Below are 20,345 nucleotides of genomic sequence, written 5' to 3'. Positions count from 1 at the left end.
TAGAAATGAGCAATATTATCCAGCTTCTCCTACTTATGGATCACAATATTTAAATGGTGATTATTAGCAAGATGATTATATACCTACTAAGACTTGTAAAGGTGCTACTTTCACTTATACCGATAATGGAGTAAGCGTAACAGAAAGCATACCATATCAAGTATGTTGGACACGTAAGAAAGAAAATGGTAAATGGGGAGATTGGAAAGATGGATTTATTTGGACCAAGTGGGGTAAAGACGGTCAAGATGGACAAGATGGAGATAAAGGAGATCAGGGTGATAAGGGAGAACCAGGAACACCAGGTACTGATGCTACTACTTATATAATTACTCCTGGAGCAGCAACTATACGTCTTACTAGAACTTCTTCTTATGAGCCTAGTAGTATGACATTTAGAGCATACAAGAAAACAGGAACAGGTAATCTGTCTTCTGTATCTGGTTACTGGGAAATATATGGTAGTAATAGTCACGCTCCAACAACCTCTTCAGAAGGTACTGAAGTTGGTAGTGGTTGGTCTGGTGTTTCCAATATTACATTTAATATATCTAGTTCTACTAAATATAACTATTATACTGTAGCATTTAATCCTACTCAGTATCCTATTTATAATGGAAATCCTGTAGCAGCATCAGCAACTATTACAGTTGTAGTTGATGGTTAGAATGGACAAGATGGGTCAGCTGCTAACACTCAATATACAGATATTAGATTTAGAGGAGTTTGGGATTCATCTACTAGATATTACTATGCTACAGCATCATCAATAGGTTTAACTAACTATGAAAATCCTAGTAATGCATATGTTAGAGATTAGGTAATTTACAAAGGTGGCGTATATCTAGTTAAGTATGTTAATTCTGGCGGAGTATACGGTCAAACTCCTAGTTCTAGTTCAGCATATTGGGAATTAGTGTCTAGTGTTAGTGCCATGGCAATTAATACATTGTTAGCAGATAATGCTGTATTAGGTGCATTTCATTTCTCTAATAATGTATTCTGGTCAGGCGATGGGGGTAGTTCATCTAGTGCAGCTAAACTGTATATGAATAGTAGTACTGGCGAATTTAGAGCATCTAATGGTACATTTACTGGTACTGTGAATGCTAAAGCTGGTACATTTAAAGATCTATATTTTGAGAACTGCTTTACTAAAAATAGATTTCTAAATATTACACATTTAAATAGATCCTCATCTGATATATCTGATCCTAAATATGGTGATACATATTGTGCAAATAGTAAGTTGTATTCTTATCAATCAGATGGTTGGGAGGAGGCATTAGAATTATATACTAGTTCTACTAATGCAATAAGTGTATATGCTAATCCTTCTTATTCTAAAATTATACATATGACTGGAGCAAAAAGCGGTTATACAAACAAATTGATATTACCAAGTGTTAGTGAAGATAATTATGGTACAGAAATGACTATTGTTTGTAGACAATATCCATCTATTAGAGCTATTACTGGAACCGAAGGCAATCTACATGTAACTACTTATGACAATAGAGGAAACACCTATGTAGACGAAAGAACTTTAGTTTTAGCTAAAGGTAATAACGGCGGTATATTAAACGTAGTTAGTACTCCATAGGGATGGCTCATTACAAATTGTTCGCACGATGGTTGCTCAGATTCTGGTATTATTCTAAAGTTTAAAGTTTAGTATAACGGTAGTTCATATGCAGTGGTATCGTCTAGTATACACAGTATATATAATTTTAATAATAGTAAAATTAGTTGTACTAGAAGTGGTGCAGGAGCGGTAGGGATAACTATAACTAGCGGGACTAGTTACTTTTGGGCTCCGTGTGATGTACGAGTATATGGAAGTTATAGAACTGAAACTGTTAGTGGTAGTAACGCTCATCCAATATATGCAACTTTAATATCATATAGTACTGGAGTTACTGCTTTGAACATAAGTGTGCAATTAGCAGATGATGATACTTTAAATGATGGTAATTTCTATGTAGATATTTACGGTGGTTTTGCACAATATATAGGAAACAAACCGACTTAATTTTATGAATATACACAATCAAATTAAATAGTTAAGTGATAGAGAACTACTAGAGGGCATCTATTAGATGCTCCTAGTAGTAATGTAGGAACAATTAATTAGTGATAGCAAATAGTTAGGTATAAATGTTATAGCTGATTTATTAGTAGATAATATGTATAGAAACAGAGAAAGAAATGAAAACAATAACAATGCGCCACATATTAGGCAATAAAGTATTACAATATGATGTTGATGACAGAGGAGTTATTGTAGATGAGAGAGAATATGATACTGCTACTTATAAGAAGGACACACTAGTTAATGAGACTAGTAGTATAATTGTTGAAACCTCTATTTAATTTATACCAAATATTATATGGATAGAAATGAATTAATAAAAGAAGTAAGTAAGTACTTTAAAATATAGGAATTAGTGTGTCCTCACTGTTATTCTAAATTTGGTGAAACTTCTTGGTAGTTTATTAGTACTGAATTACTTAGTACTCTGTATATATTGCGTACTAAGATATTCAATAAACCTATTACTATTAATACTTGGAAAACCGGTGGACAATTCTCACAAAGAGGATTACGTTGTAATATATGTCAGTTAGTTAAGAGTAAAAATAGCATTTACTTATCTGCACATTGTTTTGATGATCAAACCGAAGTACTTACTAATAATGGTTGGAGAACGTATAAGACAATATAGCCAACAGATTTAGTATATTCGATGAATATCGAAACTGAAAATATTGAAATTAAACCAATTAGAGATATAATTAAATATGATTATGATGGTGAACTGTATTGTGCAGAGAATAAACACATATCATATGCAGTTACAGATAGACACAGAATGCTAGTAAAGAGTACTTCAAAAAAGTATAAAAGAATTACTAATAGATAGATAAGTGAAAAATGGAATACTTACTTGTAGCATTTGCGTAGCAATAAAAGCGAAAAATATCACATAGAATTAGCAAAAGATGTACACGGTAGAAGAATGTTTTTTAAAACGGCTGGTATAAAAGATAATACTAACACTTATGATATAAATTTACTACGTATGTGCATGGCTGTAATTTCCGATGGTTATCTTGGAAGAGTAAATAAATAGGGGAACTATGAGTTAAAGTTTAATTTAAAAAAAGAAAGAGACAAAAATGAACTAGAAGACATACTTGCAAAATTAAACTGGAAATACGTAAAGAAATATTCTATTTCACATGAAAGACATGGTTGTACTGGAGTATATAATTATTATGTTAATTCAACAGTTGGTGCACAAGTAAGTCAAATAATTGGGAAAAATAAAAAAATACCAATGTGGTTTCTTTCTCTATCCCCTGATATAATGAAACAGTTAATTATAACATATGCAAAATTTGACGGGCACTTGGATGAACGTAATAATAACACAAATATATCTATCTATTCTATAGATGAGTATAATATCGACATGTTATAGATTATGTCAATTCTATGTGGTATGCGGTGCGTAAAGAAACACGAAAAGAATGTAAAAAACGTTATAAGAGGTAAAGAGTATATAACAAAAGATTTTTATACTATTTTTATAACCCAAAATAAAGATTCTTCTAAAGTTTCAGAGAAAAGTTATTTTAAACGCAAATATAAGGGTACTGTATGGTGCGTAAACAATGATAATACCACATTAATAACAAGAAGAAATGGAAAAGTAGTGTTTATTGGAAACTGTTTGGGTAAAGCAATAGATTTTAATGTAAAGGATTTAGATAGTAATGCAGTGAATAACATAGTAAGATAGAATGCTGAATTATTTGAATACCCTATTAGATTAGAAGCTAATACTGATGGATGGTCACACATCGATGTATACCAGCCAAAAGACTCTTCTAAGAAGCTTTTAGAGTTTAATGGATAAGTTGTTCATTTAATAAAGGAAGTGGCGTTAAAACGCCTTAAAATGCGTTATAATAATATGGATAAAGAAACTATATTTTACAGTATTATGTATTAGGATAGTTCTGCTATTAGTATTATACCAGAACTAGCTAATGCATATAATATGACCCCACATCGTATAGCTAAAGAAGGTGAGGTAATTAGTATACCTATTAATAGAACATTAGGTAGATTATCTTTTGTTGGTGGTCAAGATTGGATACATCCTATAGTAAATACGGATAATATTAGTGTAGTATTTGACACTAACAATACTGGTGCAGTGAGAGTAGCTAGACCAGTAATACAATATTGTGATCCCAACGGATGTAAAAATTTAGTGCAATTTGCATTACATTAGAATTAATAATTAAAATATACGTATATGACAAGAATAACAAGAAGCTATGTAGCTCCAAATCCCAAAGAGTTTGATTATTGGGTTGACTTAGCAGCAGATCCAAAAGGTAATGTAATTAAGTATTATGCAGGTGATAGTAAATGGTTGCCTTTAAATGATGATACTGACAATGATCAGAGTGCTAGAATTGCTGCACTTGAATCAGGTAAAGTAGATAAGGTAGAAGGAAAAGAACTATCCAGTAATGACTTTACTGATGCATATAAAACTAAACTAGATGGTATTGCTGCACAAGCAAATAAATATGTTTTACCAACAGCTACAGCTGAAATTATTGGTGGAGTAAAGGTAGGAGCAAATATTTCTTATAGTAATGGTACAATTAGTCTTAGTAAAGCTAATGTAACTAGTGCATTAGGATATACACCTCCTACAGCAGATACTAAAGTGACTATAAATAACACTTTAACAAGTACTAGTACTACAGAAGCTTTAGCTGCTGCTCAAGGCAAAGCTTTAAAAGATTTAATTGACGCATTAACTACAAGAGTTGCTGCATTAGAAACTCCAGCAGCTTAATATAACAAATACATATGGTAACGAATAGGATAATATTTTTTGCAACGTCTGTTCAACCTAATCCAGAAGAAATAGACTATTGGGTTGACTTATCTGATAATCCTTACGGTGGTAGCATTAAATATTTCAATGGAACCGAATGGGTAAGGCTGGCTGCCTCTGGTGGTACGCCTGATCTTAGCAACTACTATACTAAAACATAGGTAAACAAATTGCTTAATGATAAAGCAAACATTAGTGATGTAGATAGTAAAGTAGATGATGAAGAAGTAAAAGATGTAATAAAGGATATACAATTTAATACTTCTAATCCTAATAATATTACTATGGTAATGTTTAAGTATGATGGAAGTAATGATTCTATATCTTTACCTATAGCATCTACTGGATCAGCTGGTATTGTCACATCTAAAGACTTCTTAGACTTTGTTAAACAACATCAGTTATAGGAACTTCATACTGAGATGATTGATACCTTTGCTGATATACGTGCAAAGTATTAGAAGAAACTCATTGCAGGTTTGAACATTGAAATTGATCAAGAAACTAATGTAATTAGTGCATCTGGTGATCTAGCTGTACAATGGAATAATATTACTGGTAAACCAGACTTTAAACCAGTAGCTACATCTGGTGATTATAATGACTTAATTAATAAGTTAAAACCAGGTAAAGATGTTAGTATTAGTGAAGATAATGTAATTAGTATTGCTATTGATTCAGATTCATTAGAATAGTCTTTAGCTACTTTACAAAGTAATATAGATAAAGAAGCTGCTACTGCTCGTGCTGCTGAAACCAAATTAGGCAATGATATAGCTACTGAGAAGAATAGAGCTCAATCTGCTGAATAGACTATTAGTACTAATTTACAGAATGAAATTAATAGATCTACTCAAGTAGATACTCAACATACTAATGCTATAAACAAGGAAGTACAGGATAGAAAAGAAGCTATTGCTACAGAAGTTAGTGATAGAAATGCAGCTATCTTAGTAGAAACCAATAGAGCTAAGGCTAAAGAAGAAGAGCTAGACAATAAGATTACTGATCACACTAATGCAACTAATGCAGCGTTAGCATTAAAAGCAGACAAGTCTGATACTTATACTAAAGCACAAGTAGATGCTAAATTATCCGGTGCTTATAAAGTAAAAGGATCTAGTACGTTTGAAACTCTACCTAAAGACAACAATGTAGTTGGTGATGTATATAATATTACTAATGCATTTAACTTAGGCGGTAAACATTATGATGCTGGTACTAATGTAGTATGGACTGAAGATGGTTGGGATGCTTTATCAGGTTCATTTGATACTACAGCTATTGAAGGTAGTATTCAAGAAGTAGCTGATGATTTAGCTCAAGAGATACTTGATAGAACTCAAGCTGATACTACTATTAATAACAATGTATCTTCATTATCTAATAGAGTAAAAGTAAATGAAGATAAACTTACTATTATTAATGGTAATGAATCTACTACTGGTTCTATAGCTAATGCTATTAAACAGGCTAAGTTATATACAGATACAACTGTAACAGCTGAATAGACTAGAGCAGAAGCAGCAGAATAGAAACTAACTAGTTATTTAGCTAGTGAAGTAACTAGAGCTAAAGGCGCTGAGTCTGCTAATGCTACAGCTATAGCAAATGAAGTAGAAAGAGCTACTGGTGTAGAAGAGACATTGAATAGTAATATTACTCAACTGTAGGCTCAAAAAGTAGATAAAGTTGAAGGTAAAGGTCTTAGTACTAATGATTATACTACTCCTGAAAAGAATAAACTAGCTGCTATTGAAGCTGAAGCTAATAAGTATGTATTACCTGCTGCTACAGCTAGTGCATTAGGTGGTGTTAAGATAGGCAGTAATATAACATTAGCAGATGGTGGTACTATCAGTATAACTAAGAATAATGTAACTGGCGCATTAGGTGTAGATCCTACTACTACTTATGTAAAGAAAGCTGGTGATACTATGACTGGTAGTTTAACTATTGAAACTACATCTGATATTAATTTGTATAGCAATGTTTCTGTACCATCTTCCAGATGGGCAGTAGTTAGATTAAAGAGTGGAGATGAATTCTGGGATGTAACTACTAAGTATGGTAGTGGATTTAGAATTCAAAAACAAGGACAAGCTATAACAGAACTAGTTGTTGATGATTCTGGTAATGTTACTAACACTGGATATCTTAAATCTAAAGTAGCTACTGGAACTGCACCTATACAAGTATCTTCTACTACTCTATGTACCAATCTGAATGCAGATATGGTAGATGGTTATGGAGTTTCAAATTTTAATACTGATAGCGTATCTATTAAGCGCTCTATAAATAGTGTAAATCAATCCAATGCCGAAAATTGGATTAAACTTTGCACTCTACCATTAACTAGTTAGATGATAACATAGGATAAAAGAGTAGTATTTGAAATAGTTGGTGGAACTGATGTTGGTGAAAAATATGCTTATTATGCAACATTGACTGCTTCTACTAGAGTTACGGAAAATGTAGAATTGCGTATTTTGAATAGTATAGATACTATTTCTATTACTACATTTATAGCTGGATATGTTATTACTTCTGATAAAGTAGAAATATGGATTAGAACTAGTAATTAGTGGGGAGCAAATACTAATATAGTATGTAAATATGCTTCTACTAATGCTGATGACATATTAAGTAGCCCAGCTACTACATAGAGACCAAGTAATTTTGTATTAGGTAACATTAAAACATTAGATGCTCCAGACTGGTACGGTGTATCTTGGTCAGAAACATCTTCTAATCCAGATTGTACTCGTATTGGTAATATGGATATGCATAGAACACTGCCTATATAGAGTATGATGAAAGGATATCTTTATTTTAAAGACGGAAATCCTTTATATAGAATGTTAAAGCTAAACGATAGTTGGACTAAATGTGAAAATTATTCTGCTGGAGGATGGAGAGATGTAGATGCTTTACTAGAAGACAATAACATAAATGTAATGATTAAAATACCTGAATTTTGGTGGATAGATGATTATACAGAATCTACTGAAACACATAATTTAAAAATATGTCCACATGCTAAACCAGGATGGTATCATCATAAAGAAGCTTATGTGTCTGCTTATGAAGGTTATATTGATGGGAATTATTATAGATCTTCTAAAAATAAAATACCTAGTGTTAATTTCACAAGATCTGCTGTAAGACCAAAAGCGAGAGCTAATGGTTTAGGAAATTCGTGGAATATATATACATATAATGAACATAGAGCTATATGTCATTTGTTCTTAGTAGAATATGCTACCAGAAATAGTCAAAAAGCAGTTAATACTGCATTAACAGTTGAAGGATTTAGACAAGGTGGATTAGGTTCTGGTTGTACTACAGGTGCGGTAACTATCAACGGAGCTACAACTTACTCGTTTATTCCTACTGGAAGTTCTGATAGTTTAGGTAGTGGTTCTGGTGAAGTTACAGTAACTATACAATAGACAGATTCATCTGGCTCTAATACTACAACTACTACAAAAAAGTGTAATAGATATAGAGGAATAGAGAATCCATTTGGGCATGTGTGGAAACACACTGACGATGTTATTAGTGTATATATTTCTGGTTACGACGCTAGATTTTGGTATAAGTGCGATTCTCCAGATCATTTCGGTGATTCTATCTCGAATGATAATCCGTACTATAAAAATATAGCAGCAAATGCTGTAGTTACTGGATACAAAACAAAAATAGTAACTACGTCTACGTGTGACTTTTTCGCTTTATCTTGCAACAATGGTTCAGAAACAACATACTGGTGTGACTATAATTGGGATAATACGGATGGTTCATTACATTGTTTGTTAATAGGTGGTCACTCTGTCACTGGCGGCTCGGCGGGTCTGTTCGCTCTTAGTTCCCATGATGGGGTTGGTATTTCCCATGCTACTTTCGGTTCTCGATTAACATATCTCCCGTGGGCGGAGTAATGACTTAATTATGCAATACGGTATAGTTAAGTAATACCCACAGGTTGCTTCTCTAGAATTAGAACGAGTATGCATTATTAGTTTTAAGTAAAAAAGTAGTAACTCTGACAATAGCAGCAAAGCAGGTCTATTCAATCTTAATTCCAATAATGAGGTTAGTAATTCCAATGCTAATATCAGTTCAATGAAATTGCGTATCATAATATTTTCAGTTTATCATATAATAGCCAACTACTGAGAAGGACCTTACCACTTGGTAAAAAATATAAATAATTTATTAAGGGTTAGTAGTGAAATATCGAAAGCTCTTTGTAATTTCAGACTATGAAGAAATTTAAGAATTTATATTAGAAGATAACAGATTTAGATAATATAAAGCTAGCTCATCATAATGCTAGAAAGAATAAAACTCATAGAAACGATGTAAAGAAAGTAGATGCAGACATAGAAGGATTTTGTAAGTAGATACAGGATATGTTAATCAATCATACTTATAAAACTTCTGAATATTTTACTTTTAAATTATATGAACCTAAAGAAAGAATAATATTTAAACTACCTTACTTTCCAGATCGTATAGTACATCACGCTATTATGAACATAATGGAACCTTTGTGGATCAATTAGATGATACCTTAGACTTATAGTTGTATCAAGAAAAGAGGAATTCACAAAGTTCTTAAGTAGATATAGCATGATCTAAAAGATAGAGAGAATACTAAATACTGTCTTAAGATAGATATTAGAAAGTTTTATCCTTCAGTAGATCACGATATATTAAAATAGATAATTAGAATAAAGGTATCTGATAGAGAACTATTATAGTTGTTAGATGAAATAATAGATTCGTCAGATGGAGTGCCCATTGGTAATTACTTATCTTAGTTCTTTGCTAATCTGTATCTATCTTACTTTGATCACTGGGTTAAAGAAAATAAAAACATGAAGTACTACTACAGGTATGCAGATGATATAGTAATACTTTATAAAGATAAAGAGTCTTTGTAGACGTTACTTAGAGATATAAAGGAATATCTAAAAGATAATTTAAAACTGTAGTTAAAGAATAATTATCAGGTATTCCCAGTAGAAAGTAGAAGTATAGATTTTGTTGGATATAAAATATATCATAACTTTACTTTAGTTAGAAAAGCATTAAAGAAAAGATATTGTAAGAAGAATGCTAAACTGAATAAAAGAAGTACTAACTATAAATATTATAAAAGAAAAATGGCTAGCTACATAGGATGGTTTAAACACGCTAACTGTTATTCTTTACTTACTAAAACTATTAAACATAAAGAGCTATTAGATTACCTGGATATACGTAAAGGAAATAGAACATACGCATAATGAGTACGTTATAGTTATATAATCGCAGAGACTTTAACATATGCTAGCAGTAATAAATATTGACTAGCATTTTTATTTCAGATAAAATTATTTTAAGTTGTGTTGAGTAGAAGTTTATATATAATGAATCTTGCAAGACGTATATTTGCTAATGGATATCAATCTATAGTAGGTTGGCTAACAGGTATGGCAACTATACTAGCACCAGCTGCACCATTAATAGGTGTATCATTTCTATTCATAATATTAGACTTGATCTATGGATATAAAGTATGTAGACAAGTAACTCACAAGAATTATTTTGAATCTGGTAAGTTTTGGTCTACTATTGAGAAACTAGGATTTGCAGCTATAATGATAGCTGGATTTACTTTATTAGATAAGTTTATATTTATGACATATGCTGATCTGGTGTTAGCTAAAGTTGCAGCAGGAGCAGTGTGTTTTGCAGAAATAATATCATTATTAGAATCTAGGAAAGCATTAAAACCTAATTCATTAGTTACAAGACTCTTCACAAAGATTATAAAGTCGAAAGCAGAAAAATATTTAGATGCAGATATAACAGACATCTTAGAAGAACAAAATACTATTACAAATGATACCAATACTGATAAGTCTAGCAAAAAGATTAACAAGTAACATTATCGGTTGGTTTAAAAGAAATTACAAAGCAATGGCAGTGATTATCATTACGATTCTCGCTGCCATTTGTTTTTATTAGAATAACTAGCTAGATAAGAAGAATAGAGAACTAGATAGAGTAACTAATAACTATCTTTACTATGAATAGCTAGCAACATAGTAGAAGAATGATAACAGAGTGTTATAGCTTACTCTAGATGAATTTAAAGAAACCAAAGATAGCTTGATACAAGAAGTACATGCTACAGTAAAGAAATTAAAAATCAAAGAGAAGGAGTTGAAATAGGTACAGATATAGGAGTAGAAAGTAGTACATGATACTACTATAGTAGTTAGATCAACTGACTTTAAAGTGGAAATCAAACCAAATAATTTGACATCAATCGTAATAAATAAAAGAGATACGCTCCTAACACATAGTATCGACATTCGCAATACACAATCACTATTTATTCATACTAAAAAAGAATATAAGCGTAATTATCGTAATTGGTTTTAGCGACTCCTTCACTTTGATTTTAAAAAACGAACTATTTATAAGTACCAAATTGATAACAGTAACAAGTTAATCAATGTAGAAAATACTAGAATAATAGATTTATCAAAATGAACTTTATAAGTCGAATAATTAAATCAATTAATGCAATGAGAGAAAGACTGAAAATAGAGCGTCATGAGGCTATGTATGGTCCACACTTCAATGAAGAATGTGCACTAAAAGCAGTCTCTAAGATGGAAAACGAAGATGGCTCTCGTGGAGAACATTGGAGTTTAGAAGAAACTACTTCAATCGCTAACCAGTACGGAATCAATCTGAAAGGTGAGAAATACAACAAGTATGATTGGTACGTTGCTCTCAACATGATACGTTCAGACTATTATCGTGCAGTTGTTACGAGGTTTAATATTGTTAAATATTAATCATACTGCTACTGGTGCAACAGAAGGATCATTAGTATCTGTAGCTACTTCTGTTAGTTCTAGTTAGGTATCATCTAATCCAACTAGTGTAAATACTAATAGTGGTAAAGCATTACTAAATGGATCTGGTGATTAGATGCCAACAGAAGAAATTTCAACTGGTAATAAATATCTAATATACTATGATAAACGTACTGGAGTATTTCAGACTATAAATCATATTGTAGCACCAGCTGCTTAATAAAAAACTTAGGGCTACTGTAAAAGGTAGCCCTACTAAAACCAATTCAATTATGTTATTTAGTCAATTAAAAATAGGAGATCACGTGCACGTATTAGAAGTTCTAGGAACATTTAAAAAGACTACTGTTTATAGTCTTGGTTGCATTACTTAGGTTTCAAATCCTTATGATGAAGCTTTACCTCAAGGTTAGTTTCCAATACCAGGATAGAGCAGACGTAAACTAGTTGATGTGTTTATTAGCTGTAATGGAGAGTCTAAGAAATTATCAGTACCAGCTGAGCGTTCGATTATTAATGATACTTCTATAGGACTTACTGTTGCTACTAATAAAGAAGAAATAGCTAATATGGTTAGATAGAACTATAATGAGTTCAAAGCTAAAAAAGAAGCTGCAAGTAAGTATGATGAAGAAATGGAAAAGTGTAAAGATATTTTAGATCAACTAGAAGCACAGGTAGAAGCTCCTATAATAACAAATACTATTGACAATAGTAAAGAAATAAATGATTTAAAGAACGATGTTGCTGATATTAGGAAGATGATCGAAGATACTAAGAAGATGTTTATGGGAGGGTTTCCTAAACCACCAATGCCACCTATGCCTAATGTACCAGCTCCAATGAAATAATACTCGGCAACGCTCACAACGTTCGCTCACCTCTACGAGGCTCGCTCACTGTATAGTGGACGAGCTTTTGTTGTTTATGTATGTTAATAATATTTCCTCGCTTCGCTCAGAGTTCCTTCGCTTCGCTCGGAAAATTATTATAAAGCTTTTTAAGAAAGGCTATTAGTTTCTGTTAAGGAGTGTATCTAAGATACTATAAAAATTTACAGTAAGTCTTAAAATGCGTTTTATGACTATTATAATTATAATTTAAATATATAGATATGACATTAAATGAGCTCATTGATGATATTCTATTAGAAGCTAGAAACAACTAGATTGCTGAGAGTGAAAAGCTCAGTAGATACTAGATAGAATTGTGGATTAAAACTTATCGAGCTTACTTATTAAAACAGAAGTTAGATAAGGGAGAACAATTAGACTAGATTTTCTATTAGACTATACGTATGCATCTGGATAAAATAGAAGAAGATCCAGGTCATGCAGAATACCAAGGGGATAAAGAATTACCTACTTTACTTGGTACTAAACTTACTACTTCAGTAATAACAGTAAAAGATGCTTATGGTAATATTATTCAATTAGGTTCTGAAACTAAAATGAAGTTTTAGAAATATAGAAAGTATACTTGTAAAGATTACATTGCCTATGTTAAAGGTAACAGAATATATGTAGAAGGTGATGCTAACTAGTTAGAATATATTGACGTAGAAATAATTGCTGAAGATCCAACAGAAGATAAATTGTGTTATAATCCTGATAAAGATGAATATCCTTTACCTGCTTACATGTGGGGTACAGTTAAGCAATTGATCTTTACCAAAGATTTCTTAACTATGAGATAGCAAGTATCTGATACTACTAATGATAGTAAAGATGATACTTAGAATGTGATGAATTAGAATGTTAATAGAAGTATAAGACGATGAATGAATTAAATAAATCAGCTAACAAAACAGTTTCTTATACTATACCTTCATTCTATAATCATTACTTAAGTAGTATAGAACCAGATACAGTATATGATATAGATTATACTACTTATAGAAAGATAGTAACAGATTACTTTTATTATTTAAGAGATTAGTTACTGGAAGAAAGTAAAGAAGTTAAATTACCTTATAGAATGGGTAGTATTCAAATAGTAAAGAAACAACCTAAACATTTAGATGGTAGAAGCCTTAGGATAGATTATAAAGCTACTAAAGAATTAGGTAAACTCACTTATTTACTTAACGAACACTCAGGATTCTATAAGTATAGACTTTACTGGAATAAATAGGACATGCTAGTGTCTAACAAAAGTAAGTATTAGATTGTACTTACTAGAGCAAATAAAAGGCATTTGTGTCAATTAATCAAATCTAAATAGAAAGACTATGAAGAAATATAATTTTAAAGAAGTTGATAAAATTGAAAAAATATCTGGAGTATATCAAATAGTCAACGAACTTAATGGACACAGATATATCGGTAGCTCTAAAAATATCTAGCATAGAATATTAGTACACAGATCAGCTCTTAGAAGAAATAGTCACCATAGTATTTATTTACAGAATGCTTTTAACAAATACGGAGAAGATAAATTTTATGTACAGATTTTGGAAAAGTGTGAAAATATTAGAAGTACTATTTTATTTTTAGAACAGAAATATTTAGATTTGAAACCCGAATATAATATTAGTGATACAGCTACTTGTCCAATAAATGTATTACAAACAGAAGAAATAAAATAGAAAAGAGCTGAAAAACTCAGAGGACAAAAACGTAATAAATAGCAAAGATAGAGAATTAGTAATGGAGCGTTACAAGCCAAGCGTGGAATTCCAGTAAACTGCTATGATTTAGATGGAAATTATATTCGCACTTTTCATAGTTCTAGAGAAGCAGAACGTAGTTTAAATGGAAAATTAAAAGGAGTTACAATAATAGGATGTTGCAAAAATAAAAGCAAGTCTGCATATGGATTTATGTGGAGATACGACAATGGAGATCATTCTAATATACATCCTTATGAAAATAATTCTCTTAATGTTATACAACAGTTTAAAAGACCAGTTTTACAATTAGATGATAATTATAATATTATCAACGAATTTGAATCAATATCTGACGCTTCTAGATATTTGAATAAACCGTATGCAATAAGTAATATTGCTAGATGTGCAAAAGGTTTTGTCAAACATGCTGTTGGATATATATGGAGATATAAAGATAAATTAAATAATAATATTCACGATTACGAATAGCAGCCATGATATATAAAATGACAAGTAGTAAAGCCGTGATTGCTAAAGTAATTGCGGACTTAGGTTTAAATGAAACTGAAATACCTATTACAGACATCAAACAATGGATAGGAGAGAGTTTAATGAATATAGGTTCTGTCAATCAATTAGATCACAAAGTAGAAGTAATACCTATCAATGGTTATTAGGCTAAGTTACCATGTGACCTAGAAAGATTAAATAGTGTAGCTTACTCTACATGTGATTGTGGTGGTTGGATACCTATGAAAAAGAGCACTGGTACATTCAGTGTATATGATAAGAAAGATAACTGTGATTGTTGTAATATGATTATACACGATGATGTATTAATACCATTAGTAAAGAACCTTCACAATCTTACTAAAGATAAAGACGCATTAGAAATACTTAATAAAGATACTAATACTAGATAGACACTTAGCACACTAATTAATAATTATACAGTTTGTAGCAAAAATGGTAGATTACAGCACACTAGTTTTAATGGTACTAATTTCAGTTATACGCCACAATATGATGTCAAACCAGGATATCTTATCTCAAATGTCCCAGAAGGATATGCAAAAATATCATACCATGCTATCTATACTGACGAAGATGGTATGCCGATGATGCCAGACGTATAGTCTTACTTTGAAGCTTGCTTTTGGTATTGTGCACAAAAGATTCTTTATATTAAGTATATAAAAGGAGAAGTACACAGATAGTTGTGGATAGATGCTAAGAACTCGTATAACTTCTATAGAAAGCAAGCATATGCTGAATCATTAATGCCGAACCAAGACGAATTAACTAATATCAAGTACACATGGAATACATTAGTCCCAGAGATAGATGAAGAACGTACTTTCTTTAGTACTACTGGTGATAGACAAGAAATTTATAATTAGAATTATAATAGATTATGGAGATAAATAGCCAAGTAAATACATTTCTCGAAGGAATGAATCTAGATTCTGATATTACTATGCTATCTAACAAGTAGTATAGATGGGCATAGAATGTTAGATTGTTAACAGATAATGCCGGAACTACTGGAATTCTATAGAATATAGAAGATATTAGACAATATTTAGGAGGTTTAGAAATCTCTGAAAATATACTAGGTACGGCTGTTGGTAGATGGTATAATACAGATAAAGAAAAAGTAGAAGAATGTGGAATAGTATTTACTAAAGAATTGTATGAACAAAATAGAATTAATAATCTTTGGATAGTAACTGATTTTAATAGTATCAGTCCAACTTGGACTCTAATAGTATCTGCACAATTAAATATTACAGACAACGTATCCATTGTTACTAATTTTGAGTCTAACAATGTTAGCAAAGTATATATATCTGACGGTAATACTTCTATCAAATGCATTAATATATAGAAGAAATATAATACAAGTAAGACTAGTCCAATAACAGATAGTACATACTTTGATCTGTTACCAAGTTCTACTATTGCTCCATTTAAGTTTATTGAATGGACTTCTGGTAATTTGCCAGCAGGTATGGTACAGTATTGTTATTAGCTATTCAATGTGCATGGCGGTGAAACTACAACTTCATCACTAAGTTCTATGATACCTATATCTTCTAGTAACACTAATTCATCTAAAAACTTTAATGGAAACAATAAAGACGAAAGTACAGACAAAGGGTGTCTATTGTCAGCTACATTATTTAATGACGGTAGATTTGAAAGAATTAGAATAATTGGAATACAGTACACTAATAAAAATCAAGTACCAAAAATATACATTATAAATGAATTAGATTTGCCCAAATCTGACAATCCTACCATTACTTTTACATATAATGATATAGGTAAGAATTATATTAATGAGTTATCCATTGAAGAGTTTAACAATATAATTCCGTTTGAATTTAATGCTAAGAGTATAGCTAAAATGAATAATAGGTTATTTGCTTCAAACTTACAAGAAATAACATGGGATGTAGCTTACGATGCTAGGGCATATAGGTGCAATAAAAATGGAACAATATAGCTAAATTCTAGTATAACTGAAAATTCTTTAACTTTAACTTTTGATTAGTTATTGGGTCAAGGTAACGACTTTATTATACCAGAAGAACACGACTGTATTAACCCTATGAATAGTCAAATAGTATATCCAAATAATGAAACTGAAGAATATGCTTACGGATATGATGATAGTAGAACCGTTAGAGGTGGCAAAGGAGTAAATATAAGTTATAGATTTGTTACTACAGACTTAATAGAATCTGACAATACTCCATCTGTAGATGAAGAAGGTAATAAATTATTAGCATATAATTTGGAATTATCTGCATCTAAAAGAATAGATAGTACTATTAAATTAAAATGTCCAGAGAATGGTCAAACTGTATACATCTATAATAATGATAATGCATCTAGAATAAGAAATTATAGTGACCCATTTTACGTATCTAATTTCTTAGGATATTAGAGAGACGAAGTATATAGATTTGGTATCGTATTCTACAATTAGAAAAATATACCTTCTCCTGTACATTGGATTGGAGATATTAGATTCCCATCTGGTGATATTGAAGGATATGAACCTTTTACTTTTGCCGATACAGTAGATGGGTCAGGTAACTATGAATTGGTATCTCACCCGTTAGGTATAATGTTTTATGTACAAAATCTTCCTACAGATGTAGTAGCTTATGAAATAGTAAGATGCGACAGAACATTGGCAGATAGAACTGTAGTTACTTAGGGATTACTAAACAAAACTGTTAGATTCAATGGGTGGTAGAATAATACTGAAGATTATAGAGCTGAATATTCTATTGGTAGCATAGATAGAAGACCTACTATTATGCCAACATTTACAGACACTACCGTATCACCGTTTGCACAAGGAATATATCATATATATGATAACAAAATGGTATAGCAAGATACTCAAGCTATAAACCCAATGGACGTTAACGGTATATTTGATTTAGTAACAGCTGATATATGTTTTAATAAAGAAAATTCAGATTCTATTGTTACTAGTAATATGAATATAGTTCCATTATATTGTGCTCATTCCGCTACATATTGTAATGATAATAGATATAAACATCACAGACTAGGAATACCTTTCACAAAAGTGTTAGGTAGAAATGATAACAATTAGACTGAAAATTCATTTGGTGGTGTAGTAGAAGGATCGGATTATGATGGAGATCGACCAGCTATTAAATTGGAATCTGGAGTATTTGATGGATTTGAGCAAAATGATGGCAGACTTAGTGGAGGGGTATGTAAATATTATTAGATGTTTGGTAAGAACTATGCTCATAAAGACAATTCTAATTTGCGTCAATCTTTTCCTATAAAAGACGTCGTTAAACCTACTAATATATCTCCTTACCAAGAAGCTTTTGATGCTAAACAAATAGTAAACTATATAGATAGATTTGGGTTTATCAATTATAGCATTGGTTCTAACGAAGCTCTTGGACCTCACGGAGTATGTTTAGCTGTTAGTGCCCCAGATGTATATTCTGGTGGTTTTACAGGTATACGTACAACGCCAATGTTGAGAAAGTTTAGATACAACTCTGTGCTTTTTGTTAATATAAAGAAGAGTGCTACTTAGTATGGTGGCAATACATTTATAAGTAGAAGTTATTCTACTTATTATAGTACTAATACTTATGTCAAAACATCTTGGGAAAAATATGATACAGCTATGTGTTTCGGTGGTGATACATATTTAGGAGTGTTAGATTATGCACACACCTTGTTGTTTACTAGAAATGATCCAGACGATAGAAACGGTTTCAAGAGATTTGTTGCAGCTTATATACCTTTAGAATCCAGTGTAAACTTGCACTATAGAAACGATGAACATTTTTCTCAAGATACAACAGTATCTACTGGCAATGCTCAAACTGGAGAGGCTAATATATATTTTTTAACAGAACCTGGTGCACTAAATACAAACTATACTCAAGGAAAACCTATGTATACATATAATTCAGCATATTCTAGTACTAATACCGCTAAAGGTTATATTCAAAGTTCTATATACGCTGAAGATAACGTAAAGAGTATGAATCGTATTACGTGTTCTGAAGTAAAGTCTATTAACGAATAGACAGATAGTTGGACTAAATTTAAATTTGCTAATTATTTAGATACAGATAGTACATACGGACCAGTTACTAATTTAAAAGTATTCAAGAATAGGTTATACTTCTTTTAGGACAGTTCTGTTGGTATAGCTTCTGTCAATGATAGATCATTAATTAATGACAACAACGCTGGAGAACTAGTATTAGGTACTGGAGGAGTATTAACTAGGTATGATTATTTAGTTACACAAAATGGTAGCAGTATCATAAATGATAAAAGTATTACTAATTCAGAAACAACTTTATACTGGCACGATTTTGATAAAAATATAATATGTTCATTGGGTAATGGATTTAATGAATTATCTAAAGTAAAACAAGTATAGACATATTTAAATAGATTGCCAGACTCAGCTAGAAAAAATCCAGTATCATTTTATGATAAGAAATATAATGAAGTATGGTTTAGAATATACGATAGATGTTTAATATTTAATGAATAGTTAAATGTATTTACATCTTTCTATACTCATAATCCAAACTGGTTCTTCCCATTTTCTACTAGATTAGTTACTATTAAAGATAATAATTGTTACTATCTACACAATATGTATTACGTAGATGATAGTAAAGAGAAAGAAGAACGTATATCTTATGTAAGGTTTGTAGTAAATAAAGATATAGCATATACTAAAGTATTTGATAATCAATGGTTTTCTGCTGAATTTGAAGATGTTGGAGATGAAGAAAAACCTACATTAATAACAGATATACATTTTGAAACTAAAACCCAAGTAACAGACTCTATTGATTACAACAACATAGAAGTTCGAGAAGATAATTATAGATTTGCGATAAGTAGAGAAAAACAAGATAAACCTGATTTACAATAGCAAACTAACATGTCTTATGCTGGAAGAATGAGAGGAAAGTATTTAATTTGTAATTACACATTTGATTGTAATGATAACAAAGAGTTCAAACTTCCATATGTTAAAACAACTTATAGATATTCAATGTTATAATATGAAAACTAAGAAATTAAAAAAAATTCCTCAATACGCTTTTGGCGCTGACGCTATTTCAAATTGGGGGAATATGAGTGGAGTAGATAAAGCTAATGTAGTTACACAAGGAGTTGGTGCTGTAGGTAGTATGATAGGTAATGCTACTAGTGGAAAGAAACCTACAGCAGCTGGTGTAATAGGTGGAATAGGATCTGGAGCTGCAATGGGCGCTTCTATTGGTGGACCTTGGGGAGCAGTAATAGGTGGAGCTATTGGTGGTATTACTTCAAGTATAGGTTCTGGTGGTTCTGTTAATGAGTAGACTGGTGAGTATGAATTAC

Annotated in this window: 25 protein-coding genes and 6 pseudogenes; all 31 read left to right on the top strand. The window is 31.2% G+C overall.

The genetic code is table 11. The features are described 5' to 3' along the window. The first annotated feature begins 388 nt into the window (after nt 1-388). The 31 genes and pseudogenes from AC5LAX_RS05445 (at nt 389) to AC5LAX_RS05295 (ending at nt 20,326) form a co-directional block, all read left to right on the top strand. A complete protein-coding gene (locus AC5LAX_RS05445) occupies nt 389-667 on the top strand; it encodes a hypothetical protein (RefSeq protein WP_493263707.1) in 279 nt (92 codons plus the stop codon). A 249-nt stretch (nt 668-916) separates the two neighbouring features. Beyond that, entirely contained in the window at nt 917-1,603 is a 687-nt protein-coding gene (locus tag AC5LAX_RS05440) for a hypothetical protein (RefSeq protein ID WP_493263706.1), read from the top strand. A gap of 93 nt (nt 1,604-1,696) precedes the next feature. Continuing rightward, nucleotides 1,697-2,032: a hypothetical protein gene (locus tag AC5LAX_RS05435; protein ID WP_493263705.1), complete on the top strand. Its 336-nt coding sequence runs from the start codon at nt 1,697-1,699 to the stop codon at nt 2,030-2,032. Nucleotides 2,033-2,223: 191 nt separating this feature from the next. Beyond that, nucleotides 2,224-2,373 carry a hypothetical protein gene (locus AC5LAX_RS05430; RefSeq protein WP_493263704.1) on the top strand — a complete coding sequence of 50 codons (150 nt, stop codon included), beginning with the start codon at nt 2,224-2,226 and terminating at the stop codon, nt 2,371-2,373. 584 nt (nt 2,374-2,957) lie between these two features. After that, nucleotides 2,958-3,134 (top strand): hypothetical protein, encoded by a 177-nt coding sequence (locus tag AC5LAX_RS05425; protein ID WP_493263703.1) that lies wholly within the window; start codon nt 2,958-2,960, stop codon nt 3,132-3,134. 372 nt (nt 3,135-3,506) lie between these two features. Continuing rightward, nucleotides 3,507-3,806 (top strand): hypothetical protein, encoded by a 300-nt coding sequence (locus tag AC5LAX_RS05420; protein WP_493263702.1) that lies wholly within the window; start codon nt 3,507-3,509, stop codon nt 3,804-3,806. 261 nt (nt 3,807-4,067) lie between these two features. Next, on the top strand, nt 4,068-4,304 hold the full coding sequence (locus AC5LAX_RS05415) for a hypothetical protein (protein ID WP_493263701.1): 237 nt from the start codon (nt 4,068-4,070) through the stop codon (nt 4,302-4,304). Between the two features lie 24 nt (nt 4,305-4,328). Further along, nucleotides 4,329-4,883 (top strand): head fiber protein, encoded by a 555-nt coding sequence (locus AC5LAX_RS05410; RefSeq protein WP_493263700.1) that lies wholly within the window; start codon nt 4,329-4,331, stop codon nt 4,881-4,883. 212 nt (nt 4,884-5,095) lie between these two features. Beyond that, nucleotides 5,096-5,332 (top strand): hypothetical protein, encoded by a 237-nt coding sequence (locus AC5LAX_RS05405; RefSeq protein WP_493263699.1) that lies wholly within the window; start codon nt 5,096-5,098, stop codon nt 5,330-5,332. Between the two features lie 72 nt (nt 5,333-5,404). After that, the gene (locus AC5LAX_RS05400; protein ID WP_483251565.1) at nt 5,405-5,620 is read left to right on the top strand and encodes a hypothetical protein; all 216 of its coding nucleotides are present in this window, start codon (nt 5,405-5,407) and stop codon (nt 5,618-5,620) included. 1,041 nt (nt 5,621-6,661) lie between these two features. Continuing rightward, nucleotides 6,662-6,793, top strand: a pseudogene (locus AC5LAX_RS05395) (head fiber protein); the annotation flags it as partial. 69 nt (nt 6,794-6,862) lie between these two features. After that, nucleotides 6,863-7,288: a hypothetical protein gene (locus AC5LAX_RS05390; protein WP_493263698.1), complete on the top strand. Its 426-nt coding sequence runs from the start codon at nt 6,863-6,865 to the stop codon at nt 7,286-7,288. Between the two features lie 81 nt (nt 7,289-7,369). After that, complete coding sequence (locus AC5LAX_RS05385; RefSeq protein ID WP_493263697.1) at nt 7,370-7,510, top strand: hypothetical protein; 141 nt, start codon at nt 7,370-7,372, stop codon at nt 7,508-7,510. 273 nt (nt 7,511-7,783) lie between these two features. Further along, complete coding sequence (locus AC5LAX_RS05380) at nt 7,784-8,377, top strand: hypothetical protein (RefSeq protein WP_493263696.1); 594 nt, start codon at nt 7,784-7,786, stop codon at nt 8,375-8,377. 1,965 nt (nt 8,378-10,342) lie between these two features. Further along, nucleotides 10,343-10,861: a hypothetical protein gene (locus tag AC5LAX_RS05375; protein WP_493263695.1), complete on the top strand. Its 519-nt coding sequence runs from the start codon at nt 10,343-10,345 to the stop codon at nt 10,859-10,861. A gap of 609 nt (nt 10,862-11,470) precedes the next feature. Then, entirely contained in the window at nt 11,471-11,785 is a 315-nt protein-coding gene (locus tag AC5LAX_RS05370) for a DUF7841 family protein (RefSeq protein ID WP_493263694.1), read from the top strand. Between the two features lie 473 nt (nt 11,786-12,258). Further along, nucleotides 12,259-12,387, top strand: coding sequence for a hypothetical protein (locus AC5LAX_RS05365; protein WP_281538155.1), 129 nt, complete (start codon nt 12,259-12,261; stop codon nt 12,385-12,387). 54 nt (nt 12,388-12,441) lie between these two features. Further along, nucleotides 12,442-12,657 carry a hypothetical protein gene (locus AC5LAX_RS05360; protein ID WP_493263693.1) on the top strand — a complete coding sequence of 72 codons (216 nt, stop codon included), beginning with the start codon at nt 12,442-12,444 and terminating at the stop codon, nt 12,655-12,657. Between the two features lie 446 nt (nt 12,658-13,103). Then, a pseudogene (locus AC5LAX_RS05355) lies at nt 13,104-13,502 on the top strand (hypothetical protein). Nucleotides 13,503-14,258: 756 nt separating this feature from the next. Further along, nucleotides 14,259-14,393 (top strand): hypothetical protein, encoded by a 135-nt coding sequence (locus tag AC5LAX_RS05350; RefSeq protein ID WP_493263692.1) that lies wholly within the window; start codon nt 14,259-14,261, stop codon nt 14,391-14,393. Between the two features lie 54 nt (nt 14,394-14,447). Continuing rightward, nucleotides 14,448-14,555, top strand: a pseudogene (locus AC5LAX_RS05345) (NUMOD1 domain-containing DNA-binding protein); the annotation flags it as partial. Nucleotides 14,556-14,627: 72 nt separating this feature from the next. Continuing rightward, a complete protein-coding gene (locus tag AC5LAX_RS05340; RefSeq protein ID WP_278510560.1) occupies nt 14,628-14,906 on the top strand; it encodes an NUMOD1 domain-containing DNA-binding protein in 279 nt (92 codons plus the stop codon). 5 nt (nt 14,907-14,911) lie between these two features. After that, nucleotides 14,912-15,817: pseudogene (locus AC5LAX_RS05335) on the top strand (hypothetical protein). A 161-nt stretch (nt 15,818-15,978) separates the two neighbouring features. Then, nucleotides 15,979-16,926: pseudogene (locus tag AC5LAX_RS05330) on the top strand (hypothetical protein). A 105-nt stretch (nt 16,927-17,031) separates the two neighbouring features. Next, a complete protein-coding gene (locus tag AC5LAX_RS05325; RefSeq protein ID WP_493263691.1) occupies nt 17,032-17,370 on the top strand; it encodes a hypothetical protein in 339 nt (112 codons plus the stop codon). A 48-nt stretch (nt 17,371-17,418) separates the two neighbouring features. Then, the gene (locus AC5LAX_RS05320; protein ID WP_493263719.1) at nt 17,419-17,646 is read left to right on the top strand and encodes a hypothetical protein; all 228 of its coding nucleotides are present in this window, start codon (nt 17,419-17,421) and stop codon (nt 17,644-17,646) included. A 204-nt stretch (nt 17,647-17,850) separates the two neighbouring features. Next, complete coding sequence (locus AC5LAX_RS05315; RefSeq protein ID WP_493263690.1) at nt 17,851-18,054, top strand: hypothetical protein; 204 nt, start codon at nt 17,851-17,853, stop codon at nt 18,052-18,054. Between the two features lie 141 nt (nt 18,055-18,195). Next, the gene (locus AC5LAX_RS05310) at nt 18,196-18,519 is read left to right on the top strand and encodes a hypothetical protein (protein WP_281537376.1); all 324 of its coding nucleotides are present in this window, start codon (nt 18,196-18,198) and stop codon (nt 18,517-18,519) included. 12 nt (nt 18,520-18,531) lie between these two features. After that, nucleotides 18,532-19,383: pseudogene (locus AC5LAX_RS05305) on the top strand (hypothetical protein); the annotation flags it as partial. Between the two features lie 222 nt (nt 19,384-19,605). Next, complete coding sequence (locus AC5LAX_RS05300) at nt 19,606-19,890, top strand: hypothetical protein (protein WP_493263689.1); 285 nt, start codon at nt 19,606-19,608, stop codon at nt 19,888-19,890. Between the two features lie 97 nt (nt 19,891-19,987). After that, complete coding sequence (locus tag AC5LAX_RS05295) at nt 19,988-20,326, top strand: hypothetical protein (RefSeq protein ID WP_493263688.1); 339 nt, start codon at nt 19,988-19,990, stop codon at nt 20,324-20,326. The last annotated feature ends 19 nt before the right edge of the window (nt 20,327-20,345 follow it).

This window comes from Megamonas sp., assembly GCF_986095205.1.
Note: the sequence above shows the minus strand (reverse complement) of the source record. Positions and strands in the feature narration are given on the sequence as shown.